This window comes from Paenibacillus sp. R-74696, from assembly GCF_055814915.1.
Window position 1 is genome coordinate 44,923 of sequence record NZ_JBPULM010000048.1, and the last position, 22,181, is coordinate 67,103.

Consider the following 22,181-nt stretch of genomic DNA (forward strand, 5'->3'; position numbering starts at 1 on the left):
TTTCCATTCAATCCTAACATATTTTCTCAACCGTTTAGTTATACTATTTTTGGATTTTGTTGTAATTTTTTGTTCATTATTAGGTGATTTCGCTCGACTCACATTTATTTGATCTGTAGCGTTAAAAAAAAAGCCCACGGATGCTTCCTGTATAATGAAGTCACCGCAGCAACCATTACATGGGAAAAACAAACCGTGGGTTATAATTATCATTGGGCAACTCTTCAATGAAATGCGATTTTATAGACCTCGCAGCCTCACAATCCTAATCCTTTGTTCCGGCCATAAAGCCGCGCCCGTTCGTGCCAATATATACTTTTCCGTATTCCTGACGGTCTGCCACCATAACCTGAGGCTCATTTCCGATTTGCATTTGCGGCGAATTAATTTGTATCCATGTGCTTCCCCTATCATCCGAACGGAATATTCCCTTTATTCCGCCAACCTCTCCATATATAAAAGCTGCTGGCTGTGTCTGTCCCGGGGCCGCTTTGCCGAATGCAAACAATCTAGCCTCCTTGATCTGATCCAGCTTGGTAAAAGAGGCTCCTGAATCAGCTGAGACATACACGCCATTGGCACCTAAGATAATCCAGAGCACGCCTTCCATTCCGGGAGCCGCCTCAATCTTCACAGGACTTCCCCCTGGCAGTGGCGTTTGGTTAGCGATGGACCAGCTTTGTCCTGCATCCGAGCTCACATGCAGATAGCCCGATTTATAGGCATAAAACTTGCTTCCGTCCACCCGATCAGCAGCTATCGGATGATTGTATGAAAATATCATACTCCCGCCCACCGTACCCGTCGGCGCCCCTGTCATGGCCTCCCATGTAGCTCCTCTGTCTGTTGTCCTCACTGGACTGCCAGATTGGGGAAACCATAGAATCGTATTAAGATCTGTAGCGGAATAAGCCAGTCTGCCCAGCTTAGAGCCCGCAGGTACAGGGCGGGCTTCCATTGTCAGCCCATTATCTGATGAAACGAACATGCGGGTAACTGTTCCATACCAGTCATCACTCCCGATAAAGGCCATATATTGTGGATTAGCTTCGTGATAGTCAACACTAACCATCTCCCGCATCGAACTCATCTCCAGCCTCGCTGCAGGCGAAGCATTCACATCCATATGACGAAAGCCAATAACATCGGCTACACCCGTGAATAGCGGTGCTCCTTCTGGCGGCGCAGCTCCTGTGAGGGCAACCACCTCTTCATGGCCTTTGGATAAGGTCTCCCACTTTGTCCACAACGTCCCAATGTCCTTTGTTCGATAGACGCCAAACCAGTCTGCGGAATAAACGGTTCCGGCATGATGCGGGTCAAACACGACAGTAGACGTGGCTGAAAAGAACATATTAGGCTGCCACCAGCCGGGCTTGGAGGTTTGAGCCTTGTTCACTAGCGTCCAGCTCTCTCCCCTGTTGATGGAACGATACAACGGAAGCTGGGCTCCGCCTGTCCTGACCGCTGCCAAGAGATGGCTGTCATTATGAGGATCAATATCAATGCCGTAATAGGACGTATATGCTGCATTAGGCGTAATATTGCTCCAGCTTCCGTCCTTATACCTATGCACTCCGTTATTGGGCGTAGTTACATACAAGGACCCATCCTGTCCTGCGGCCAAACGAGCCGGATGTGCAGGGCTTCCCGGAATCAGATTCCAAGTAGAGCCATCGCCTCGTGTCTCATAAATTCCAATTCCCATTACACCGACATAGAGTGCTGTCTCCAGGTTAGCTGCCCCGGGAACGCTACCGAAGATCAAGCTGCGAATCCCTTTGCCGCTTGTCCCAGCGGGAACCTCATTTACTTTGGACCAGGTTTGTCCTGCATCCTGACTCCTATACAAGCCGTCATACCGGGTACCCGCATACACCATGTTAGATAGATTCGGGTGAACTGCAATGCTCTCCCCCATGGCCCGCTCCACATTGCCGTTAGCCTCATTGCGCTTGTTCAAATTTGTTCTGGACCACGTATTCCCGCGGTCGGTAGATTTCAGAATATCACTGGGGGATGCGCTCCCTGTTTTTCCAGCTGATACATAGACGATATCAGGGTTTTGTGAATCAAGCGCAATACCATCAATTCCATACAAATTGCTCTGCTCCGGGCCCAGTCCGTCCATTAGCGGAATCCAGCTTGAATCATTCGGGTCCAGACGGTATGCCCCGCCAACGTCAGTACGGATATACACCAGATCCGGTTCAGACGGATGAATCACAATTCCTGTCACATACCCTCCTCCCCCGATAGATACATTTTTCCACGTATAGCTTTCCGATGATACCGCATACGCTGTGTTGCCGGGCAGCAGCACAACAACAACGGTCAACAACGTCCCAAGCATTTTTCTCCAGTCCATATCTGTTCCCTCAATTCCTGCAAAATTAGAACGCCATCACGTTCCCTGCCTAACACATTCTGCAAAACCTCTACTTCCCAAACCTTGAAATCCCAAACCCTACAACAGTCCCCTCACCTACTTTACTCTCAATATTCAACCCTCGACCATAAAGCCGAGTCAAGCGGCTATGCGTATTCAGCAGCCCAATCCCGCGATTTTCTCTTCCTGCCGGTTTCAACAACCGACTAATCTGCTCCTCATCCATTCCAATCCCCGTATCCCTCACATAAAATTCCACCGTATCCGCTTGCTGTACAATACGAATGTCCAGCGTTCCGCCCTTGCGCTGGCTTAACAGTCCATGCCTGACCGCATTTTCTACTAACGGCTGAATGGTAAGCGGAGGAATCGGCATGTCCTTATCAACATCCTCCTGTACTTCCCACTCGACCTTAAGTCGCTCGCCAAAACGCTGCTGCTCAATATATAAATAATTTTCCACCAGCTCAAGCTCCCGCGACAGCGGTACCAGCTTGCCTGCGGTGAGAAAGTCAAAGCTAATACGCAGGTAAGATGTAAACGCTTCTGCTAGATTTCTCATCTTATCCGCATCAATTTCGCTTAACGCCAAAATCGAGTTCAAAGCATTAAACAGAAAATGCGGCTGGATCTGCGCCTGCAAATAAGCGGCCTCCATGCTTAATCGTTCATTAACCGCCTGCTTGAGCGATGAAAGAGACCCCGCCCGATACCTTAGCTCCAGCGCATCTACGGGCTTGGTAACATAATCGTTCGCTCCCGCCACAAAACCGGCATAAATGTCTTCCGGCTCGCTGCGCGCGGTCAGCAAAATAATCGGCAGCTCATACAGCGTAAAACGCTCGCGAATTAACCTCGTCAATGCATACCCTGACATGCCTGGCATCATAACGTCTGCAATAACAAGGTCCCACTGCTCACGGTGGAGCTTGTCCAATGCTTCTTGCGCGGAAAACGCCATTTCAATATGGTACATATCCGCGGACAAAATATGAACCAACACCTTCAGATTGACAGGATCATCATCAACGGCCAGCACACGAATTCGTTCAGCACCTCCTTCAGACTTTAAAGCAGGCAGATCGACTTCGGTTAAATCATAACGGGCGGCTGCCATCGCGTCCGCTCCTGCTGCAAGCTGTGCGCCGACAGACGCCAGTGATTCCGCTTCCTTTTTCACAAAAATCATCGGTTGAGTCAGCGCATCTTCCACACTCTCATCAAATACGGACAAGTTAAAGCTGAACATACTTCCCTTGCCCGGCTGGGATTGGACGAACAGCTCGCTACCATGCAATTCGACCAAGTCCTTGCAGATGCTTAGCCCGAGCCCAATTCCCCCTCTGCCAGAAGCGCCTTGCTCGTAGCGCTTGAAAGCACGCTTTTGCATCAACTCATCCATACCCACTCCTGTATCCGTTACACGTATCTGCACTTGTCCGTTTATGAGCTCAGCAGCCAGCTCCACGTTTCCCTCTTGGGTGTATTTCAATGCATTGTGCACCAAATTAATAATAATTTGCACTAATCGTTCTTCATCGGCATAGACACGCGGCAAATTTTCCTTAATGTCCATCCGCAGCTTAACCTTCGTTCCCTCGGTCAAAAACCGCAGCATATCCAGCACACCAGCAGCTACTGACTGAACTTTCACCGCGGTCATTCGTACTTGAATCCTTTTATCCTGGAGCCTGACGACGTCCAGCAGATCATTCAGCATAAGCGACATCCGGCGGCTGATCATAATGAGCAGCTCCATGTCGCGCTGGCTTTGCCCATCCAGCATGTGTTTTTTTCTTGTCAGCACGCTTTGGGCAATGTTCATAATGCCGTGCAGCGGCGTGCGCAGCTCATGCGACGTATTGGCGAGAAAACGATCCTTCAAGCGATTCGACTCCGCCAATTGGGCGTTGAGCGAAACATTTTCATGCCAATTGTGATAATATCTTTTAAACCAATGGGCCGAGAAGCTGGTAATCGCAGCAATTAAATCGACCGGATAAAACATATATTGCGACGTTCCGGCGTAATACAGCGTTCCCCACAAAATATTATTAATGACACATACGACGGAAAATAAGAGAAATAATGCGCCTTCTGCCTGATTTAACACCATTTTCATAAAATAATAGGTCGTCCAGAACAAAGGGAGGTAATACAGCAGCATGTATAGCCCCGATTCTATCGAATACAGCACCAGCTCTAGCGGTCCCATTGCGACAAAAATCGTATACGCCGCTAGTAGGCAGACATAGCTATAAAACAACAGGCCTTTGCGGGTAACCCCAATAAAAGCCCTGCCCATCATGAGCAGAAAGAAAGAGAACCATGTATACGCATAAGCTTTCAGCTTCAACGTCCCTCCAAAATCAGCAGGGATTAACTGGAATAAAAGCCCGTGGTGATATACGGCAACCGTCATGGCCGCTGCAATCATCATGAGAAAAAACATAATAAATTCTGTTTTTCGAACATTAATCAAATAAATGATCAGCGCATATAACGCATGCAGCAGGAAAATGACAATGACGATTAGCTGAAAAGCACTGGAATAGGTATAGATTCGGTCAATGCCTTCTTCTGTGCCCATCTGTACAGAACGAATAATGCCGCCGTTCAGCGGCGCTTCATAATTAGATGCTCGAACGAACAAATCCAGCTCCACTTGATTTTCACCGTCATAGCTCACCTTGAATGATTTATTTTCGGAAACATGTCCTTCCTGCCCCTCGGCAAGCTCGCCGAACTTGGCCAGCAGCTCCCCGTTAATCTCCACCTCCGAAGCGGTATAAATGGATTGAAACCACACGCTAAATGGCTCCACCGAAGGCCGATCAAGCAAAATCCGCACATAATACGTTCCGTATCCGTATGCCTCTTGATCAGCATGGTCAAAGGCCGCATTCCATTTGCCTGGCACCTGGAGCAGTTGTCCCTTAACAGCGCTTTCTACATTAGACGCGCCAACCCATTGCCCCGCATAAAATAACCATTCTCCGTCCAGCAGAAACGGCTTGGATTCATCCAAATCTACACCGCGCAAATCCAGCACGCCTTGCTTTACCGTTGGCGGTTTCTCTACGGTGAGCTGATTTTGCCAGCTCCAGCGCACAGCAATCAGCAGCAAAACAAAAAATACCAAGTAAATCACGTGGCTTAACTTAATCTGTTTTCTCAAAATGATTATAAACCCCTCATTTATCGTTACATTCTATTTCTCTCAAATATAGCGCATGCCGCTAAAAATGAAAATAGTGGGAATCATAGATGTGCCTGAAGTGTTGTCCCTAACCTTGATTCAGCAATCTCAACGAATGCAAAAAGGGAAGCCCGCTTCCTTCCGGCTTCCCTTTCATATACGCTGCATCAATCGTTACTTTCTTACATCCGCTTTTTGACCGGTATCCATATCTCGCTTCTAAACGCTGCGGACGTGATGTCCTTATGCTCATTCCACAAAAGCTCCGGCCCCTCCACTTGCTCATAGCTGGAAGACGGAAACCACTCCGAATAAATGCGGCCCCAAATTTCTTGAAGCGTACCCGGGAATGGCCCGACTGCTTCAAATACGGCCCAGGAAGATGCTGCAACCTCCAATTGTGAAAATGGCACCGGACACGCGAGCGTTGTGGACACGCCAATATAATGGTCCAGCTCGCCCTTCTCCTCCATCCGGCCTTCCGAGAAATTCGCCGAGCCGCTAATCATGCCATAAGGCTCGATATTGGATAGCTGCTTGAGCGCAGTTATCTTTTGCTCATCCAAGCTTTGCCACATTGCCGCGATTTCCGGATTAACCCCGTTAAACTGGATGGGCACCCGCTTGTGAATGCCTACGATGCGAAAATCCGCTTTTTCCTCGATGCGATAATTCATTTCGACTCCTCCTTTAACGATTAACTGGAAGGTCATGCGAGGGCAAACCTTTAACGATGGTCCGCTGCTTCTTGCTTCGGATGGCGTAACCCCATGGTAAAGCTGAAACGCCTTCGTAAATGCGTCCGGTGATTGATAGCCATATTTCATCGCAACGTCGATGACTTTAACCTGGCTTTGCTGCAGCTCAAAGGCAGCCAGCGTTAGACGCCGGCGGCGAATGTACTCAGACATCGTAAGCCCAGCAAGGAATGAGAACATTCTCTTAAAATGATATTCCGAGCATAACGCCCGCCTTGCCGCCTCTTTAAAATCAATCTCCTCCGTCAAATGTTCTTCCATATAGGCCAATGCCCGGTTCATGTGCTCAAGCATCTTTAGTTGCCCTCCCTTCCACACTTGTAGAGTATCAAATTCGCCCCGAAGGAGTCCGACAGTTCATGCACCAAATTGACGGGTTTGTTTAAGGTTTTTAACAATCAAACGTAATAATCAGACGTAGCTCTGATGCTTCTCTCCTTCCAACCAAACGGTTGACGACATCCAAGAAAGCACGGCTACATTCCATATAATTTACGGTATCCATATAAACTTTTCCGTCCATCGTTTCATCTTCGAATTCAAACACTTGGTTCCAATCGTATTCTAAGATTTCTTTAGCGGTATACCAAGTCGTGCTATGGTACTCACCATATTTACAATTGAAATCCATGTTCCCGTTTGATCTATACCTGAATAGCGATACATTTTTTGCTCTACGAAACAATGAATATCGGTCCCCATCTATTTCCTCCATAATTAAGGCTTCAACTGCAACAAAAGATGATAATGCGCATAAGCCTTCTCGGACAGCTTGTCCTCATCCGCCCAAAACTGCTCATCCTGCTCTTCGAGCGCATCGCTCTCTTCCTCCGTCAGCACCTTCGGGATGTCCCAAAGCGCTTCCAATCGCGGATCATCCTTATAGGCATCAATCTCCGCATAGCAGCCTGTGAGAATATCCAGCGCTTTTGGCGCTGCAATGGTGTTTAAAGCACGAACGGCGTACAAATAAGCTTCATATCCCCAGTTGCAAAAAAACTGCAAAAACCCGCCGTTATACATATCGGCTTACAGCAGCCATAAAGCCGCAACTTCCTGCTCAGCCTCCGTTAGGGAGCCCCAATCTCCGCCAGCCTGATTTTTCTTGTCCGTCATCTCTCACCACTCCAAAAAACAATCCTCAATCAGCGCCTCAAATGAGTCTGCCAATGGCTTCATTTCCCCATTATCATGATAGCAGATGAGAACCTGCCCAGCCGGATTAATGATAATAGGATCGCCGGAGCCATCCATCGATATCACATAGCTGCTCTCCAAAAGCTCGGCAAGTAGACTTCCTTCAAACTGCTCTCGAAACTCCAGCGTCAAATCGACAACCGTTTCTTTTCCAATGCTGGAGCCATTCGAGAACGCATGAACAGCCAGACCCGCATACGCACCGCCAAATTTCTGGATAAAATGAACATAGTCCGCATGAAAGCTTACATTCAGCCGCTCCTGTGCCATTGCGATTTCTTCTTGGCTGGCAGCAATGCCGACTAAAGAAAGATTATCCTCCCGATAAAGGAACGCCTTTAATCGTTCCATAAGCTCTTCTTTCATATTATCCATGTCCTCCTTGCCGATAATAACAAGCTTCTGTTTCATTTTAGCTTCTACTATTCCTGCTTCCTGCTTCCTGCTCACCATGCTCTTGCTTCCTATTGTACCATCCTATTAGCGTATTCTACCAATTCTTCCTCCCCGATTTGCCTTTTTCCATGCGTTGCTATTAAGCTTAGGTTTGAAGGGCATTCTACATCATTTATAATAGACAAGGAGTCTACATAATGGATAAAAAACTGATGAAAGCGCTCAAAAAGCTTTATAAGTATGCCAATTCCCACTACAATCCAGATCGCAGCATCAGTTTATATAACACGGATATTTTGGAGCCAAGTGAGCGTGAACTGCTTGAGCATTATAAGTGGGAAGCTAATAAAATCGAGCTGCTTACCCATGACGAGCTGAACCGCAAGCTCATTTCGCTTCAATCCAATGAAGCATTTTCATGGGGCAGCATTGCTGGCGTATTCATTGCCGGCGTTGGCGGCAGCTTTCCAGCGGGTATCTCTTCTTTAATGAACTATAAACAGATGATTCATATGCAGGAGCATCCGTATGAGCAGGCGGAGCGTTTCGTATGCTGCAAATATTGCGGATTCAGCAAAGACCAGTACGAGCATCTAACGTATATTCGGTACGCCATTCATTTGGGCAATGCCTATGATTCGACAGTGGGCGCATACGCCCATTTGACCGAGTTAGCTGAGTTGACTGAGCATGGTCCCATTGTTCCAACGGCTGAGGATATTCAAAAGTTCTCCCAGCTTCTGCACTTCATTGATGAAGCCGAGGACGATGAAACGCCCGGCAAATTGGAGAAGTGCCTTACCGCAGCGAAGCTTCTGAAAGGAACACCTGGCATGCGCCGCAGCATTCTGAAATCCCTAGCATCGGTAGGGGTATTGCCCAATACGGTTCTCCCCCTCACTCCTGATTCTTGGACGAATATGGAGGACATTTTGAACGGCGAGCTTCAGCTAAGCAATACGAAAGGACGCTCCGATATGGAGATGCCATGGGCAGGCTGGAAGGGCGAGCTAGGCGTAGACTGGGATAAAGCGCGGCAGCTGTTCGGGGAATATATTTCAGGCTAATCATATGCAAAACTATTCGGAATTGACCAAAATATGCCGGGAAAGCAGGGTGCAGATATGCAGGTACAACTGGTTGAAAAAATAATTGCGGAATGGGCGTCAGTGAACGCCGATGCCCTTGATTTAGAGCCAAATCATATCCATGCATCATATATTTATAACCCTGGAGGCTTCGGCAACTTGTCTGTCCGGCTGACGGACGGACGCACTCAGCTTCATGTCAAGCTGGCCCCACCTAGCAAGGCTGCGCGTCTGCAGCAATGGGCGGGCGTCAGTGATTATCTTGCCGAGAACTACACCGCGCCCAGGCTGGTCCATGCAATTGAGTACGAAATCGTGCCGGGATATCCCTACGGACTCGTTTTTGAATTTATCGAGGAAGCGATCCCGCTTATGGAAACACGGAATCCTGAGGTTGCGCTAACGGGTGTCATAGAGACCGTCGCTAAGCTCCATCGCGACGAACGTCTTCGCGGAATGCTGCCTAATACTGAGACCCGCACTTATGCGGAGGCGTTCGAGGACGAGTATATTACCCGGTTTACGGAGGATCTCGAAGAAATCCGAAATTCGCGCGAGCTGCTCCGTGATTTTGTATCGGACGAGACGATATTGTGGTTTGGAGAAGAGGTTCAGAGGCTGCGGGATATCGTTCGGCGCACCCCTGCATTTCTACACCCTGCGAGCGATGTTTTTCATAACGATCTGAACAGCAACAACATATTGACATGCGACAATTACGGCTTCCGGATAATCGACTGGGACGACCTAACTGGCCAGGGCGATGCGGCGATGGACTACTCGGTACTGCTTTGGCCACTAACGCATAACCCGTCCTGGCCGATATGGAGAGATAAAGTTCTGGCACAAGCCGGGACTGCGGCCCTCGAACGATTGGAACTGTATTTTCGGGCGAAGCTGCTCGATGACGTCATCGACGTGCTGGCTGATTATGTTGAGGCTGAGCAGGTTCCGGAGCACCGGGAGGAAGCTCAGCGCACGGCAAGGGCTGTGCATCTTCATTCGTATCCGCAGTATCTCGCCAAATATGGTTTTGATAGTGGACAGCACTTCGCAACAAAAAAGAGAGGTTCCGAATCATAGCTTTCTTCCTCTGTATAAGGCTATAATTTAACCGAATCCAAATGTTTATATTTTGTCATCGCGGAGGGCTTATGAAGCAGCTGTTCGAACCTGTTCTTTTTCAAAATCAGCAGTCGCTCGTGTGGAATTATAATCTGTACACGAACGACCATTACAAAGGTTATTACCACTGGCATCAATGCTGTGAAATTATGTACATCCATCGCGGCCAGGGGCATATTGTCGTCAATCAGCAAATGTACGATATTCGCGGAGGCATGCTGTTTTTCTTCCAGCCTTATCAGCTGCATCGCATTTATTCGGACGTTTCAACGGAAAAGCCGTTTCATCGCTCGATTTTTTACATCGACCCCTATGCCGCTGAGAAGCTGCTGCTTGGTTTTCCCAATCGGAAGACGATCTTTTCGGCTCTATGGCAGGGCACAAATGATCGGTGCGGCTTTGATCTGAGCGAGCGAGCCGAGGTTATGGAATGGATGCTGCAGTCTTACGACTGCAATCAGCAGCCAAACGGTTCGATTCATCATGAAAATGTTGAAAATATTACCATGCTGCTGCTTCAGCTCGTAAGCTGCCTGGAAATGGGCGACAGCACTCTCCTGCCTGCCGAGCAGCATCGTTCGCTGCGCTATTCCGAGCGAATGATGCGCTGGATCGAGGAGCATTACCATGAAGAAATCCATTTGGAGCAGCTGGCGGCAGAAATGCATTTGTCCAAATCCTATATTTCCAGACTGTTTCATCAGGAAACCGGCAGCCGGCTTGTCGATTATTTGACTGCCCGACGCATTAAGCAGGCTTGCCGGCTGCTGCGCACGACCGACTTGTCCGTTGAGCAGATTGGCATTGCCGTCGGTTTTCCGAACGCCTCCTATTTTAACCAGCTATTCCGCAAAGCGCTTGGAACGACACCGCTCAAATACCGCAAAAATCAGTAATGACAAAATATAAACATTTCTTTATATTCAATTGCAACTTCCCGTGTCTCAAACGGGCTATACTCAGGTCACCACATATTCAAAAATGATGGAGGCCTGCACAATGACTGAGTCCTATTGGCAAGAAATAATGAAACGGCTGGACAGCAAGGCTGAGCGCATGGTTCAGCAAATCGGCGACAAATGTCCACATTTTGCGGGCAAGGACGGGAAATTTGACGATATTGGGTCCGACTGGTGGACGACGGGCTTCTGGCCGGGGCTGCTGTGGATTATGCATGATATGACGGGCAAGCCAGCATACAAGGATGCTGCATGGCATTGGGATGAAACGCTAGAGCAATGGTTTATTAAGCCGACGGTTGAGCTGCATCATGATGTTGGCTTTCAGTTTTTGCCGACTGCGGTTATTAAGCATACGCTCACCGGCGATGACGATGCTTTGCGCCGAGGAATCGAAGCAGCGAACTTCCTCGCTGCCCGTTACAATCCGGTCGGCAAATTTATTCGGGCCTGGAATGAGGATAAGTATGGCTGGGTCATTATCGACTGCATGCTGAACATATCCCTCTTGTTCTGGGCGAGCAAAGTGACCGGAGATCCGCGCTACAAGCATATTGCGATCAGTCACGCCGAGACGACGATGCAGCACGGCATTCGTCCAGATGGCTCCACTAAGCATATTATTTCCTTTGATGCTGAAAATGGTGCCTACCTCGAAAACTTCGGCGGCCAAGGCTATTCGCCGGAATCTTCATGGAGCCGCGGTACGGCATGGGGACTATACGGTTTTACAAATACGTTTCGCCATACTGGAGATGAGCGGTTCCTAGATACGGCGAAGCGCATCGCCCATTATTTTATCGCTGGCCTGCCGGAGGATCAGGTGCCGTATTGGGATTTCCGTCTCGGAGACGATGAGCGGCTGTTTCGGGACAGCTCGGCGGCAAGCATCGCCGCATCTGGCCTGCTGGAGCTGGCGCAGCTTGTGGCACCGGGCGAGAAAAGCTTGTATGCGAATGCTGCGGAGCGGATTTTGCGTTCGCTGACGGAAAATTATGCGACATGGGAGCAGCCGGAGCATGAGGCGATTTTGCTGCATGGAACGGGCAGCGGCACTAGCTTTATCGATGTATCGCTCATCTATGGCGATTATTATTATGTCGAGGCAATTGCCAAGCTGAACGGCTGGAAGCATCACATTTTTTAACAACTATCCCAACATTAAAAACAGCGGCAAGCCAGAGACGAGTAATATCGTCTTAGACTGCCGCTGTTTATTGAGCTAACTTTCTCCGTTAGCGTAACAAAAATTCCTTTTTAATCATTATGGGTTAAAACGATTCTTCCCCATATTCATTCCAATAATGTTTTAAATGCTTTTGCAGCGCGGTTTCAAGCTCAGCATGATCATATTTCACATCTTGTTCGGCCAAACCAATGGCCATCCCCAAGGGTCCGCTGAGTCCCCTTGAACCTCCACTCATGCCAAGCTCCGGCAGCCACTCAGCTTGGGAATACCAGCGTTCTGCATAATCCTTGGTACCCCCTGCATTTTTAACGATATATAGTCGATGAAGGATGTCAGCAGCATCCCGATAATCATAGTAAAAATAACCTTTTTCCTTAAGAGCATCCGTAATATTGATTTTTTCGCCATCGACACTTGCAATGAGCAGTTCGGAGGACTTTTTGACTACCCAATCACCGTCGTTTTGGCCGCCTATGGAGTCTATACGATCTTCGGCCACTTCATAGTGAAGCGATGTCCCATTAGCGAAGACAACAGTCTGTCCCCTACCTTTGAACATCGTCTGATAATGGTTAGCCGATTCATTGCTGTAGGCTTTATCTTGTTCGCTTGTTGATTGTTCAATATCTTCTGAAACAGAACAAGCAGAAAGGGCGAATGCTAATGTTGATAATGCGGTTATTATAAATACTTTTTTTATCATGGCTTGCTTCCTATCTCCTTTTTCTAGTTGTTTTAACTTCGTATATTTGCGGATGAAAAATCCAATAGGTATTACAGTAAACTATGCTTCAGTTTAATACGGCTTCCGCTCTAATGCTATATTTTCTTTCCACACGAATCAAAAATGATGCCCTCTGGACCATTCATCGCTAGACCCGCAAGGGCTTTGCAATGAGCTTCCAGAGGGCATTTCACTTACAGGAATGACACTAAGAACAAGAGCTTTAATTTTGGCTTTGGTTTTGGTTTTGGTTTTGGTTTGAGTAGTGTTGCGTTCGTCTTAGCTGTTAAACAGTGTGGTCATTTCCGCTGCGCTGAGCGCCCGATTATAAATTCGGAAATCGTCGAGTCCACCGTTTAAATACGGGTCTCCCGTATATTGCGAACGGCCCAAATAGTTAAGCGTCGTATTGCCAAGACTCGATGGCTTAAGCGTCATATTCGTATTGGTGCCTACGAGCACGCCATCTACGTACAGACTTGCCGTATTCCCCGAGAGCGTCACTCCGACATGCTTCCATACCCCGGTCGGAAACGCCGTCGTCGTTGAAATTCGCTGTTCCCCTCCGCTGCCGCTATTCGTAATGGCAAATCTTAAGCCTGCACCGCCCGGCCTTGGTGTTAAGAACATGTTGGCCGTTGTTCCCGTGCCAAAATCAAAAATTCGCGTCCAATCGGATACCGAATTCAGCTTCACCCAAGTCGCAATCGTAAAATCATTCAAGCTGCTTACGATGCCGGCTGGCAAGCTGCCGTAGCCAGTGGTACCGTTAAAATTGACCGCGTTGGACGCATGCCCTGCGGCCCAAGTGATGCCGCCGCTAAGCGCGGCTGTTTTTCCCATTGCCTGATGCATCAGCGGCCGAAGCTCCGCTTGTTTCATTGAATAAATATTGGGCCACGACATCGCTGACTGTCCCGCCTCCGCCTAAATTAATCGTAAACGATTGGGTGACAGGCGTGCTTTGCGTATCGTAATCCCTTAGCTGAACAGTGAACGTATAGCTGCTTTGAGGGGCACTATTGTCGATTGTTCCTGTAAGGGTACCTTTGAAGCGATCGAGCGTCAGCCCCGGTGGCAGCGAACCGCTCGTTACATTCCAATCATAGAAAGGCACCCCGCCCTTGGCTGTGAGCTGCTGCGAATAAGCTGCGCCCTTCGTTCCACTCGGCAGCGAGGTTGTTACGATGGACGGCGCTAGGAATGGAGACAGATTTTTATTGATTTTCCAGCCCGCATTTTCGGCGATCAATAAACTCAGCTTCGTCATCATCCAACGCTGGGAAGGAAACTTGTGGTTTCTGCCTCCACTCTGGCCGCTGATTCGATCCCAATAGAGTGAATTGGCATCCGAAATATGATAGCTGGAATCAAGCGGAACCGCATTCCCTTGATAAGCGATAACTTCCGCATCATTGCTGCCACCGGCGCTATGGTAGTTCACCATGCCGCTCCAGCTGCTGTGGAAGGCAACGGCGTGGCCAAACTCATGGGCGATCAAGCCTAATACATCTGTTTGGCAGTTTGAGGTACAGGAAGCTCCGGGCATTTGAGCTAAATAATACTCTTCATCATTCAAGGAGGAGAACGGTGTAAACCCGGAATAAAAGTCCAAAATCAGTCCATAGGAGCGGTGTATCGGACCCTGAACCCCAGCCCGTTTGTGGTATTTGCCGTTATCTGCCGGATAGCCCGTTGAGTAAGGATCGTTTAAGCCGCGCAGAAAAACCCATACGCCATTATAGGCGGCATTATTGGTAGCGTTAATCGGATTCAGCCAGTTGTCGCCTGGAATTGAAATATTTTCAGTGCCTGAAGCTACTGTGTCATATGGCGTCTCGTCAAAGAAATAAAACCAGTCCTTGACCCCCTGCTCGGTAGCCGCCTTCACTCCTGCATCTGCAAAGATGCCCGTAATCGTATCAAAGCGGTAATCAAAGTTGATAGGCAGCGACGGTTCGGCATTATCATCCTGATCCAGCACGCGAATCGGAATCGTTTGCGTGCTCTGTGTATTATTGCTTTGAACGACCTGCATGCTCAGCGTGTAATTTTCGATTTCGTTGGGCCCGCCAATTCGATCGGGGTGAATCGCTAATTCAAAATCCAGCTGCTGGGATGCATTCGTAAAAGTGAGCGTTTTCGCCGAGCCCGTTGCCGATAGCGCACTAGGCTTATTCATCATCAGCCGGGTCGTTCCCTGTGTACGCAGGTTAATCGTAACGGGGAAAACAGCGCTAGATGGCGGCTTAACCGTGAGCTTCACAGATGGATTCGCAAGATAACCCTGCCAATCGACCAATTCAATACCGTTGTCATTAACGGTCCGCCCGAATATGTCTACTACTTCCGCAAAATTGGCCGCCGCATAAACTGATTTCTGCGGAATCGTGCCTATAACGCCTATTAGCAAGGCCAAACAAACAACTGCTGACATCATTTTTTTAACGGCCACGCGGTTCGTACCTCTTTTCAACATCGCCAAGCCTCCCTTTTATTTGTGGATTACCTGCCTTCGGTCTTCTATTCGTCTGTTTCCGTCACGCGGATGACCTTCCACTGCTCAATGCCTGTTGAAGCTATCGGCTTTGCTTTCATCGATAGCCGAATTTTGGTCGTCGTCACCGGATCAAAGGTGGTCACATTATACTGGTCCGGCAACACGCCAAATGCAGAAGGATTGGAAACATGCGCCCAATTCGTCCCATCCCAATATTGGATGTAGAACGACTCCGGCAAATCAATGCCGTCATTATCATCAAACCAATACACTTCACTTGACGATATTGTAAAAGGCTGGTCAAAATCATATTGCACCCATTGCTCGGTTCCGTGCGAGTCCCAATTGCCATACACCGGATGGCCTCGGTCTGCAGAGCTCTCCGGTTCGTACTCGTCATTCAGCCCTACCAAGCTCTCCCAAGGCGAGACGTAGGAAGTCGTAATGCTTCCCTCAATCGCCACATTAGGATTTACTGGCGCTGGCGGCTCAACAACTGGAGGCAATGGCTGATCTGCTGCAAGACTGGCAATCTCGGCGGTAGACAAAGCTCGATTATAAAGCTTGATCTCATCCAAAATGCCATTCCAATAACGATCATCGCGTTGAGACTTTCCAACATAATGGTGCTCGCCCTTTAAAATGGATTCGATCGCTCCCATGGTCAAATTAGAGGTTCTCGCCACTTCCGTACCATTCACATAAAGGACAGCCGTATTACCCGTTGCCGTCACCGCCACATGCTGCCATTTTCCAGAGGTTATGCTGCCCCCTGAGATGGTTGCTTCCTCCTTACCCCCTTTTCTCGAAATCGTAAAGCTTAAGCCGCCTTGGGAATCTGGGGATAGTGCCATATACTTAGAATCCGATGTGCCAAAATCAAAAATTCGCGAGCTCGTGTCATAGACCGAATTCGTCACGCCAACTGAGCTTGGAGAATAGACACTATCCGTCACATTCACCCATGAAGAGAATGAGAACGCTTTTGCTTTTTTCAGCATGTCACGTGGCAGTTCAACATAATTGGAAGCCCCATTAAAGGCTATCCCACCCCCTCTCGCCCCATCTGTTCTGCTTGCATGCAAGATCGAGATATCGTACCCCGCTCCCGAATAATCTAGGGAGATCGCCCCGTCTGCTTCATCAAACAAATAGCTTCCTAAAAGCTCGCCTTGATCCACATTTAATGTGAATGTCCTTTGAACGGGGGTTCCAAGCTCATCGTAATCGCGAAGCTGTACCGTAAACGAATAGCTGCCCTCTGCTTGCCCAGACACTTTTCCAGCGATTTTGCCGGTGAAGCGATCCAAGGTCAGCCCTTGTGGCAGCGAACCATCTGCAATCGTCCAATCGTAAAAAGGAACCCCGCCCTCCGCTTGCAGCTGCAGCTCGTAATTTTTCCCCTGCTTCGCATTTGGAATCGGCATGTTTTTAATGGATGGACTCAGGAACGGAGTCAGCTTATCGTTCAGCTTCCAGCCTGCTTTTTCCGCAATTAGCAAGGTTAGCTTCGTCAGCATCCAGCGCTTATTGTGAAAAAGATGCGTCCGTCCGCCATTTTGACCGCTGATCCGATCCCAATAGGGCTCCTCTCCCGGAATATGATAGGTGCCGTCGAGCGGAACGGGCCCGCCTTGATAGGCGACAATATTGTCTGCCGTGCCCCCGCTTCGCTTATAAGCAGCTACCCCTTTCCAGTTACCGGAAAATACGAGCGCATGGCCAAACTCATGCATAATGAGGCCGTATACATCCGTAGACGTATTTGACATTTCCGTGAGGTACCATTCCTCGTCATTCAAAGAGGTAAATGGCGTCGCCGTATCGTAAAAATCAAGAATCGTCATTAATGAACGATGAAGCTTATCCGGAATCGTAATGCCGCCGCGCTTATGATATTTTCCATTGTCCGTCGGAGCACCTGTTGAATAAGGGCCATTCAGCCCTCTTAGAAAAATCCACATCCCGTTGAAGGCCTCATCATTCGTTACTTCAATGTGGCCATCAAAGTTATCCTCGGGAAGCATGCTTACTTCGGAGTTTGCAGGAACCGTATCAAATGGCTCCATATCAAAAAAATAAAACCAATCCTTAATGGCCTGCTCGCCCGCCTCGCGAATTGCAGGATCACTAAAATAAGGCTGTATCGTATCGAATCGGTAATCAAATTTTAAAGGAAGCTCGGGCTCCTTCTCGTCATCCTGATCCCATACACGAATAGGCGTTGTCTGCGAACGAACAGCTCCTAACGCATCGGTTATTGTCAGCTCAAGCGTATAATGCTCGATTTCGCCGTTGCCGCCTATCCGATCCGGATGAATTTCCAGCAGGAACGGTTTGCGCTCGCCAGCAGTATCAAAGGCCAGCGTTTTTTGGGCACCTGTCGCGCTGAGTGTACTTGGCCGGTCCATCATCAAGCGGGAGGTGCCTTTAGCTTTAATGTCTATGGTGAGCGGATAAGCGGCATTGGCAGGCGGAATGACGTTCAACTTAACATAGGGATTGGCAATATAGCCTTGCCAGTCAACCAGCTCAACGCCGTAATGATTAACGGTTCTTCCAAAAATATCTTCAAGCTTTGCTTCGCCGCTCGTTACTTCCGGCTGAGCAGGCTTAGGCTTTGCAGCAGCGGGCATAGCAAAAAGCGAAATGAATAACATACAACAAATGACGAATGAAATCCCTTTTTTCATCATCAAGCCTCCCTCTAATCCGCGTATTCGCTTTCCCGAATCCACACCGCCATTTCTCCTTCACCACGATTCGCCCAAGCATAATAAGGGATCGCCCGAATGGTGCAGGAATGCTGCCCTCGCCTGCGGGATTCATATAGCCTTTGGCTGCTGCCCGGCTGTTCGCCCCGCACGGCCTGCCCTTCAATGACGACGATACCGCCGAGCAAATCAGGCTTAAAATGCGCGGCAAGCGTAGCTTGCTCAGACAACGCAATTTGTGATAAGGTCGCCCCATTATCCGCTTCCTCCAAGCAATAAACGACAGGCCCCCGCTGCAAGGCCACCTTGGCTGCGTTCGCCCGAACATCGGGATGCGCATATAGGCGCTTGATTGCCATGGGGAATTTTAGCGCAATATGATCTCCCGCATGCCAGATGCGGTTTATCGCAGCATAACCTTTGTGGATTTGCAGCGAATCTGGCGGTATCGCTTGACCATTTACGTTAATCGCTGCATCGTCGCACCAGTCTGGTATGCGAAGGGCGATCGTAAACGCTTCAGCACGCTCAGGCGTCACGTGAATGGCGACCGTTTCTTCCCAGGGAAAATGGGCTTGCAGGGAAAGGCTTACGTTTTGCCCCGCCACCTTCAGCGTAGTCTCGCTGCCAATATATTGATGGATATAAACCGCAAACTCGTTTTGGGAATAAATATAAGAGCCGAGTGATGCGATAAGTCGTGCAAGATTGGGCGGGCAGCAAGCACAGCCGAACCATTTTTGCCGGGAGGGCTTCACATGCCGTGTATCCGGACGTTTGCAGGCGGCGGGCCATACTTCCAGCGGATTGACATAGAAAAAGCTTTTGCCATCCAGCCCCATGCCGCTAATGGTTCCGTTGTATAAAGCACGCTCAATGACGTCTGCATATTTGCTGTCCGGATCAAGATGGAGCATGCTCTGCGCCCAGAAAACAAGGCCGATAGAAGCGCAGGTCTCGGTATAAGCGGTATCGTTAGGCAAATCATAGTCGAAGGAGAAAGCTTCCCCATCGTGATTCGAGCCAATGCCTCCTGTTACATACATCTGCTTTTGCGTCACGTTTTCCCATAGCCTTTTACAGCTTTCGAGCAGCGCTGTATCATTCGTCGCTCCAGCCAAATCCGCCATGCCGGTATACATATATACCGCCCGCACGGCGTGCCCTGTCGCCACCAGCTGCTCCCGAACAGGCAAATGGGCTTGATTGTATTCGTAATTGTTTTTGTATAATGAATAGTAGCCTTCACGCTTCAGCGATTCTCGTCCCCGTTTCTCAGCACGCTTCTCTGCTTCCGCCTTGAAATAATGAGGCTCTTGGCCGCGCTCATCAATAAAAAACTGGCATAGCTTCAAATAGCGCTCCTGGCCCGTTGCACTATAAAGCTTCATAAGAGCCAGCTCTATTTCCTGATGCCCGGGATAACCTCGCAGCTTGCCCTGCTCTGCGCCATATACCGAATCGATATGATCCGCGAGCTTGCAGGCGATATCCAGCAGCTTGCACTTGCCCGTCGTTTCATAATAAGCAACGGCTGCTTCTATCAAATGGCCCGCGCAATAGGTTTCATGATTATCGCGTTCATTCGTCCAGCGCTGGTCCTGATTTTGTATCGTAAAATAAGTATTAAGATAACCATCCGGCTGCTGGGCTTTCGCCAGCAAATCTATCGTTTCATCCGCAAGCTTTTCCAGCTCCGTATTGGGATCGGCCTGCAAGCTGTATGCGACAGCCTCCAGCCACTTGGTTACATCGCTATCTTGAAAAACATAGCCGTAAAACGCTCCTTTCGCTTCGCCAGCCGCTATGCGGTAATTTTGCAGCGCATGGCTGGGGGAAGCGCCTTCAACCCGGTCATTAATGGCCTCCCATTGATAGGGAATGACCTCATCACGAACGAGACTTCTATAATGGGACCAAAAAGGGTCATGAATCTTAACGGACTTATACGAAACCTTTCGCCATTTTTCATTGCTTTCAGTTATTTTCAACGTTGCCACAGCCTTTCGCCCACATTTGGTAGACTTGCTCTCTCGCCTTTGGAATGCCCGGATGAAACTGGATTAAAGCGGAAGCACGCACTTGCTGAACCTTTTGCAGCGCCTCCGCTAGTTTTGCATCGCTTTGCCTGCCAAGCAGCCCCACATCTCTGCAAATGGAAGTGGCTGCAAGCCGCCCCTGCGCCATGGCTACAAGAGCACTTTCAACACCGGTTATATTGCCGGCTACATACAGCCCAGCCACTGGAGTCTGCATCGCTTCGCTATGAAGCGGAATATGGCCGCCGAGCTCTTTCATATAAACAAAGGGACAGCCGGCAACCGAAGCTAACTCAGCTAATGGATATAGTCCACCCGCAAGAGCGACGAAATCAACCGCTTCCTCCCGCTCGCTTCCAGCAATCGTTTCGCCGCGTCCATTTACGTCGGCAAGCGTCACCGACTCCACATGGTTCTTGCCATTGATAGCTACAGCCGTTGTCCGAAGCTTTAATGGAATATCCCATAGCTTGATGCCACCTTTCGGGAAAAAATGGGATACCACTCCCGCCATTTTTAGAGAATGGGCTACTTTACCACCCATTCTCATAAATGCCGACGGTGCTAAATGGGCTAATCCGAGCAGCTTTTCTACATTTTCTTTAGGCAAAGCGTCTGTTCCAGAAAGCGGACTTTGCGTAGGCAGTACGATGGATGCGATGGATACCCCGCTTACCGATAGCTCACGAGCGATTGCCATCGCTAGCACGTTAACTCCGATAATGAGGCCGCGGCGCCCGGGTTTAACGAAATGTACATTTGTCATCACTTGCGCTGCGCCAATCGACATGACGCCCGGCAGTGTCCATCCGGGAGACGGCTGCGGAATCTCGGCACCGCCCGTTGCCAGCAATACGTTAGCTGCCGTGATGGAACCGTCTGACGTTCTAATCACCCAATGCTGATCGTTTTGCCACATACCGTGAACGGATACGCCGCAGCGGATATGAACACCTAGCGTGCAGCACTGCTCGATGAGATGATGGGCGACCTGTTTTCCTACCCACCAGCGGCCCTTCTCTTCATGAAACTGGCCGAGCATGCGTCCGCCCGGTTCGGGAAATTCATCCAATATGGTGACGGCTAGGCCGTGTTCGGCAGCTACAACAGCTGCCGACAAGCCAGCCGGCCCAGCACCAACAATAATGAGATCAGGCTGGATCTCCTTCGTCATAGCAGCTTCCTCCCTGTTATTTCGTTTGGAAGCTGCTGCCCCTCAGCTATACACATTCCTGCTTCAAGCGGAGTAAGACAGGAACGTACCAATCCTTTTCCTGCTACGCTCAGGCGGCATTCCATGCAATGGCCAATGGCACAATAAAGCCCGCGAGCATGCCCCGATTCCTCATGCCTGCGCAGCGTCCGAACACCGGCTGCGAGCAGCGCCGCCGCTATTGGTTCTCCCTTTAGCCCTGTCATTGGCATCCCATTAAAGGAAAAAGCAACAGGTTCACGCGGCGTCTGCCAACGGCCAAGTATCGGATGGTTCTCAATCCTTTCCATTACGCTTCATCCTTTGCTAGCTGGCCAAACGTTATAGGCCGAATAGGCGGACGGTACGATAATAATTCAGCGTCGCGAGGATCCTCTGGATTTTTCACATGAATCCATGTTTCTACAAGGGCTCGGCAAACCCGTCCCTGACAAGCGCCCATCGTAGCCCTTGTTTTCATCTTCAGCTGGCGTGAAGTGCAGCTTCCAGACGCATAAGCTTCTTCCAATTGTCCCATGGTCACTTCTTCGCAGCGGCAAATGACTAAGGATGGATGCTTCATCATATAAGCCTCCCAGGCGTAAACGGCTTTCGACGTCCTCTTGCGGCAAAGCACCGTTTCGCGATGAAATATAGAGAAAGGATGACATTAGGATATCCTTTCCTATATTTCAAGGTGAAACAGCTGTTG

At 49.2% G+C, this 22,181-nt stretch carries 17 protein-coding genes; 4 read left to right on the plus strand and 13 right to left on the minus strand.

The window, feature by feature from the left end:
* Positions 1–265: 265 nt before the first annotated feature.
* The 5 genes from ACSR9A_RS28195 to ACSR9A_RS28215 form a co-directional block, all read right to left on the minus strand.
* Positions 266–2,368, minus strand: a complete 2,103-nt coding sequence (locus ACSR9A_RS28195; protein ID WP_473761486.1) for a WD40/YVTN/BNR-like repeat-containing protein — start codon at positions 2,366–2,368, stop codon at positions 266–268.
* A 70-nt stretch (positions 2,369–2,438) separates the two neighbouring features.
* Positions 2,439–5,567 carry a hybrid sensor histidine kinase/response regulator gene (locus tag ACSR9A_RS28200; RefSeq protein WP_473761488.1) on the minus strand — a complete coding sequence of 1,043 codons (3,129 nt, stop codon included), beginning with the start codon at positions 5,565–5,567 and terminating at the stop codon, positions 2,439–2,441.
* A gap of 203 nt (positions 5,568–5,770) precedes the next feature.
* A complete protein-coding gene (locus tag ACSR9A_RS28205; protein ID WP_473761490.1) occupies positions 5,771–6,640 on the minus strand; it encodes an AraC family transcriptional regulator in 870 nt (289 codons plus the stop codon).
* A 423-nt stretch (positions 6,641–7,063) separates the two neighbouring features.
* On the minus strand, positions 7,064–7,369 hold the full coding sequence (locus tag ACSR9A_RS28210) for a DMP19 family protein (RefSeq protein WP_473761492.1): 306 nt from the start codon (positions 7,367–7,369) through the stop codon (positions 7,064–7,066).
* Between the two features lie 96 nt (positions 7,370–7,465).
* Positions 7,466–7,996: an SMI1/KNR4 family protein gene (locus tag ACSR9A_RS28215; protein ID WP_473761494.1), complete on the minus strand. Its 531-nt coding sequence runs from the start codon at positions 7,994–7,996 to the stop codon at positions 7,466–7,468.
* A 140-nt stretch (positions 7,997–8,136) separates the two neighbouring features.
* Between ACSR9A_RS28215 and ACSR9A_RS28220 the strand changes: the two genes are divergently transcribed.
* From ACSR9A_RS28220 to ACSR9A_RS28235, 4 genes are all read left to right on the plus strand, one after another.
* A complete protein-coding gene (locus tag ACSR9A_RS28220; RefSeq protein ID WP_473761496.1) occupies positions 8,137–9,006 on the plus strand; it encodes a hypothetical protein in 870 nt (289 codons plus the stop codon).
* A gap of 57 nt (positions 9,007–9,063) precedes the next feature.
* Complete coding sequence (locus tag ACSR9A_RS28225) at positions 9,064–10,110, plus strand: aminoglycoside phosphotransferase family protein (protein WP_473761497.1); 1,047 nt, start codon at positions 9,064–9,066, stop codon at positions 10,108–10,110.
* Between the two features lie 71 nt (positions 10,111–10,181).
* On the plus strand, positions 10,182–11,048 hold the full coding sequence (locus ACSR9A_RS28230; protein WP_473761499.1) for an AraC family transcriptional regulator: 867 nt from the start codon (positions 10,182–10,184) through the stop codon (positions 11,046–11,048).
* Positions 11,049–11,151: 103 nt separating this feature from the next.
* The gene (locus ACSR9A_RS28235) at positions 11,152–12,258 is read left to right on the plus strand and encodes a glycoside hydrolase family 88 protein (protein WP_473761501.1); all 1,107 of its coding nucleotides are present in this window, start codon (positions 11,152–11,154) and stop codon (positions 12,256–12,258) included.
* A 124-nt stretch (positions 12,259–12,382) separates the two neighbouring features.
* Here the strand turns inward: ACSR9A_RS28235 and ACSR9A_RS28240 are convergent, their stop codons facing one another.
* The 8 genes from ACSR9A_RS28240 to ACSR9A_RS28275 form a co-directional block, all read right to left on the minus strand.
* Positions 12,383–13,003, minus strand: a complete 621-nt coding sequence (locus ACSR9A_RS28240; RefSeq protein WP_473761503.1) for a hypothetical protein — start codon at positions 13,001–13,003, stop codon at positions 12,383–12,385.
* Positions 13,004–13,303: 300 nt separating this feature from the next.
* Positions 13,304–13,879: a LamG domain-containing protein gene (locus tag ACSR9A_RS28245; RefSeq protein ID WP_473761505.1), complete on the minus strand. Its 576-nt coding sequence runs from the start codon at positions 13,877–13,879 to the stop codon at positions 13,304–13,306.
* The gene (locus tag ACSR9A_RS28250) at positions 13,845–15,503 is read right to left on the minus strand and encodes an Ig domain-containing protein (protein WP_473761507.1); all 1,659 of its coding nucleotides are present in this window, start codon (positions 15,501–15,503) and stop codon (positions 13,845–13,847) included. The genes ACSR9A_RS28245 and ACSR9A_RS28250 overlap by 35 nt, the downstream gene beginning before the upstream one ends.
* Positions 15,504–15,547: 44 nt before the next feature.
* Positions 15,548–18,217, minus strand: a complete 2,670-nt coding sequence (locus ACSR9A_RS28255) for a LamG-like jellyroll fold domain-containing protein (RefSeq protein WP_473761509.1) — start codon at positions 18,215–18,217, stop codon at positions 15,548–15,550.
* A gap of 14 nt (positions 18,218–18,231) precedes the next feature.
* Positions 18,232–20,229, minus strand: coding sequence for a glycoside hydrolase family 127 protein (locus tag ACSR9A_RS28260; RefSeq protein WP_473761511.1), 1,998 nt, complete (start codon positions 20,227–20,229; stop codon positions 18,232–18,234).
* Positions 20,216–21,451 (minus strand): NAD(P)/FAD-dependent oxidoreductase, encoded by a 1,236-nt coding sequence (locus ACSR9A_RS28265; protein ID WP_473761513.1) that lies wholly within the window; start codon positions 21,449–21,451, stop codon positions 20,216–20,218. Before ACSR9A_RS28265 ends, ACSR9A_RS28260 begins: the two co-directional genes overlap by 14 nt.
* A complete protein-coding gene (locus ACSR9A_RS28270) occupies positions 21,448–21,780 on the minus strand; it encodes a (2Fe-2S)-binding protein (protein ID WP_473761515.1) in 333 nt (110 codons plus the stop codon). Before ACSR9A_RS28270 ends, ACSR9A_RS28265 begins: the two co-directional genes overlap by 4 nt.
* On the minus strand, positions 21,780–22,055 hold the full coding sequence (locus ACSR9A_RS28275) for a (2Fe-2S)-binding protein (RefSeq protein ID WP_473761517.1): 276 nt from the start codon (positions 22,053–22,055) through the stop codon (positions 21,780–21,782). Before ACSR9A_RS28275 ends, ACSR9A_RS28270 begins: the two co-directional genes overlap by 1 nt.
* Positions 22,056–22,181 lie beyond the last annotated feature (126 nt).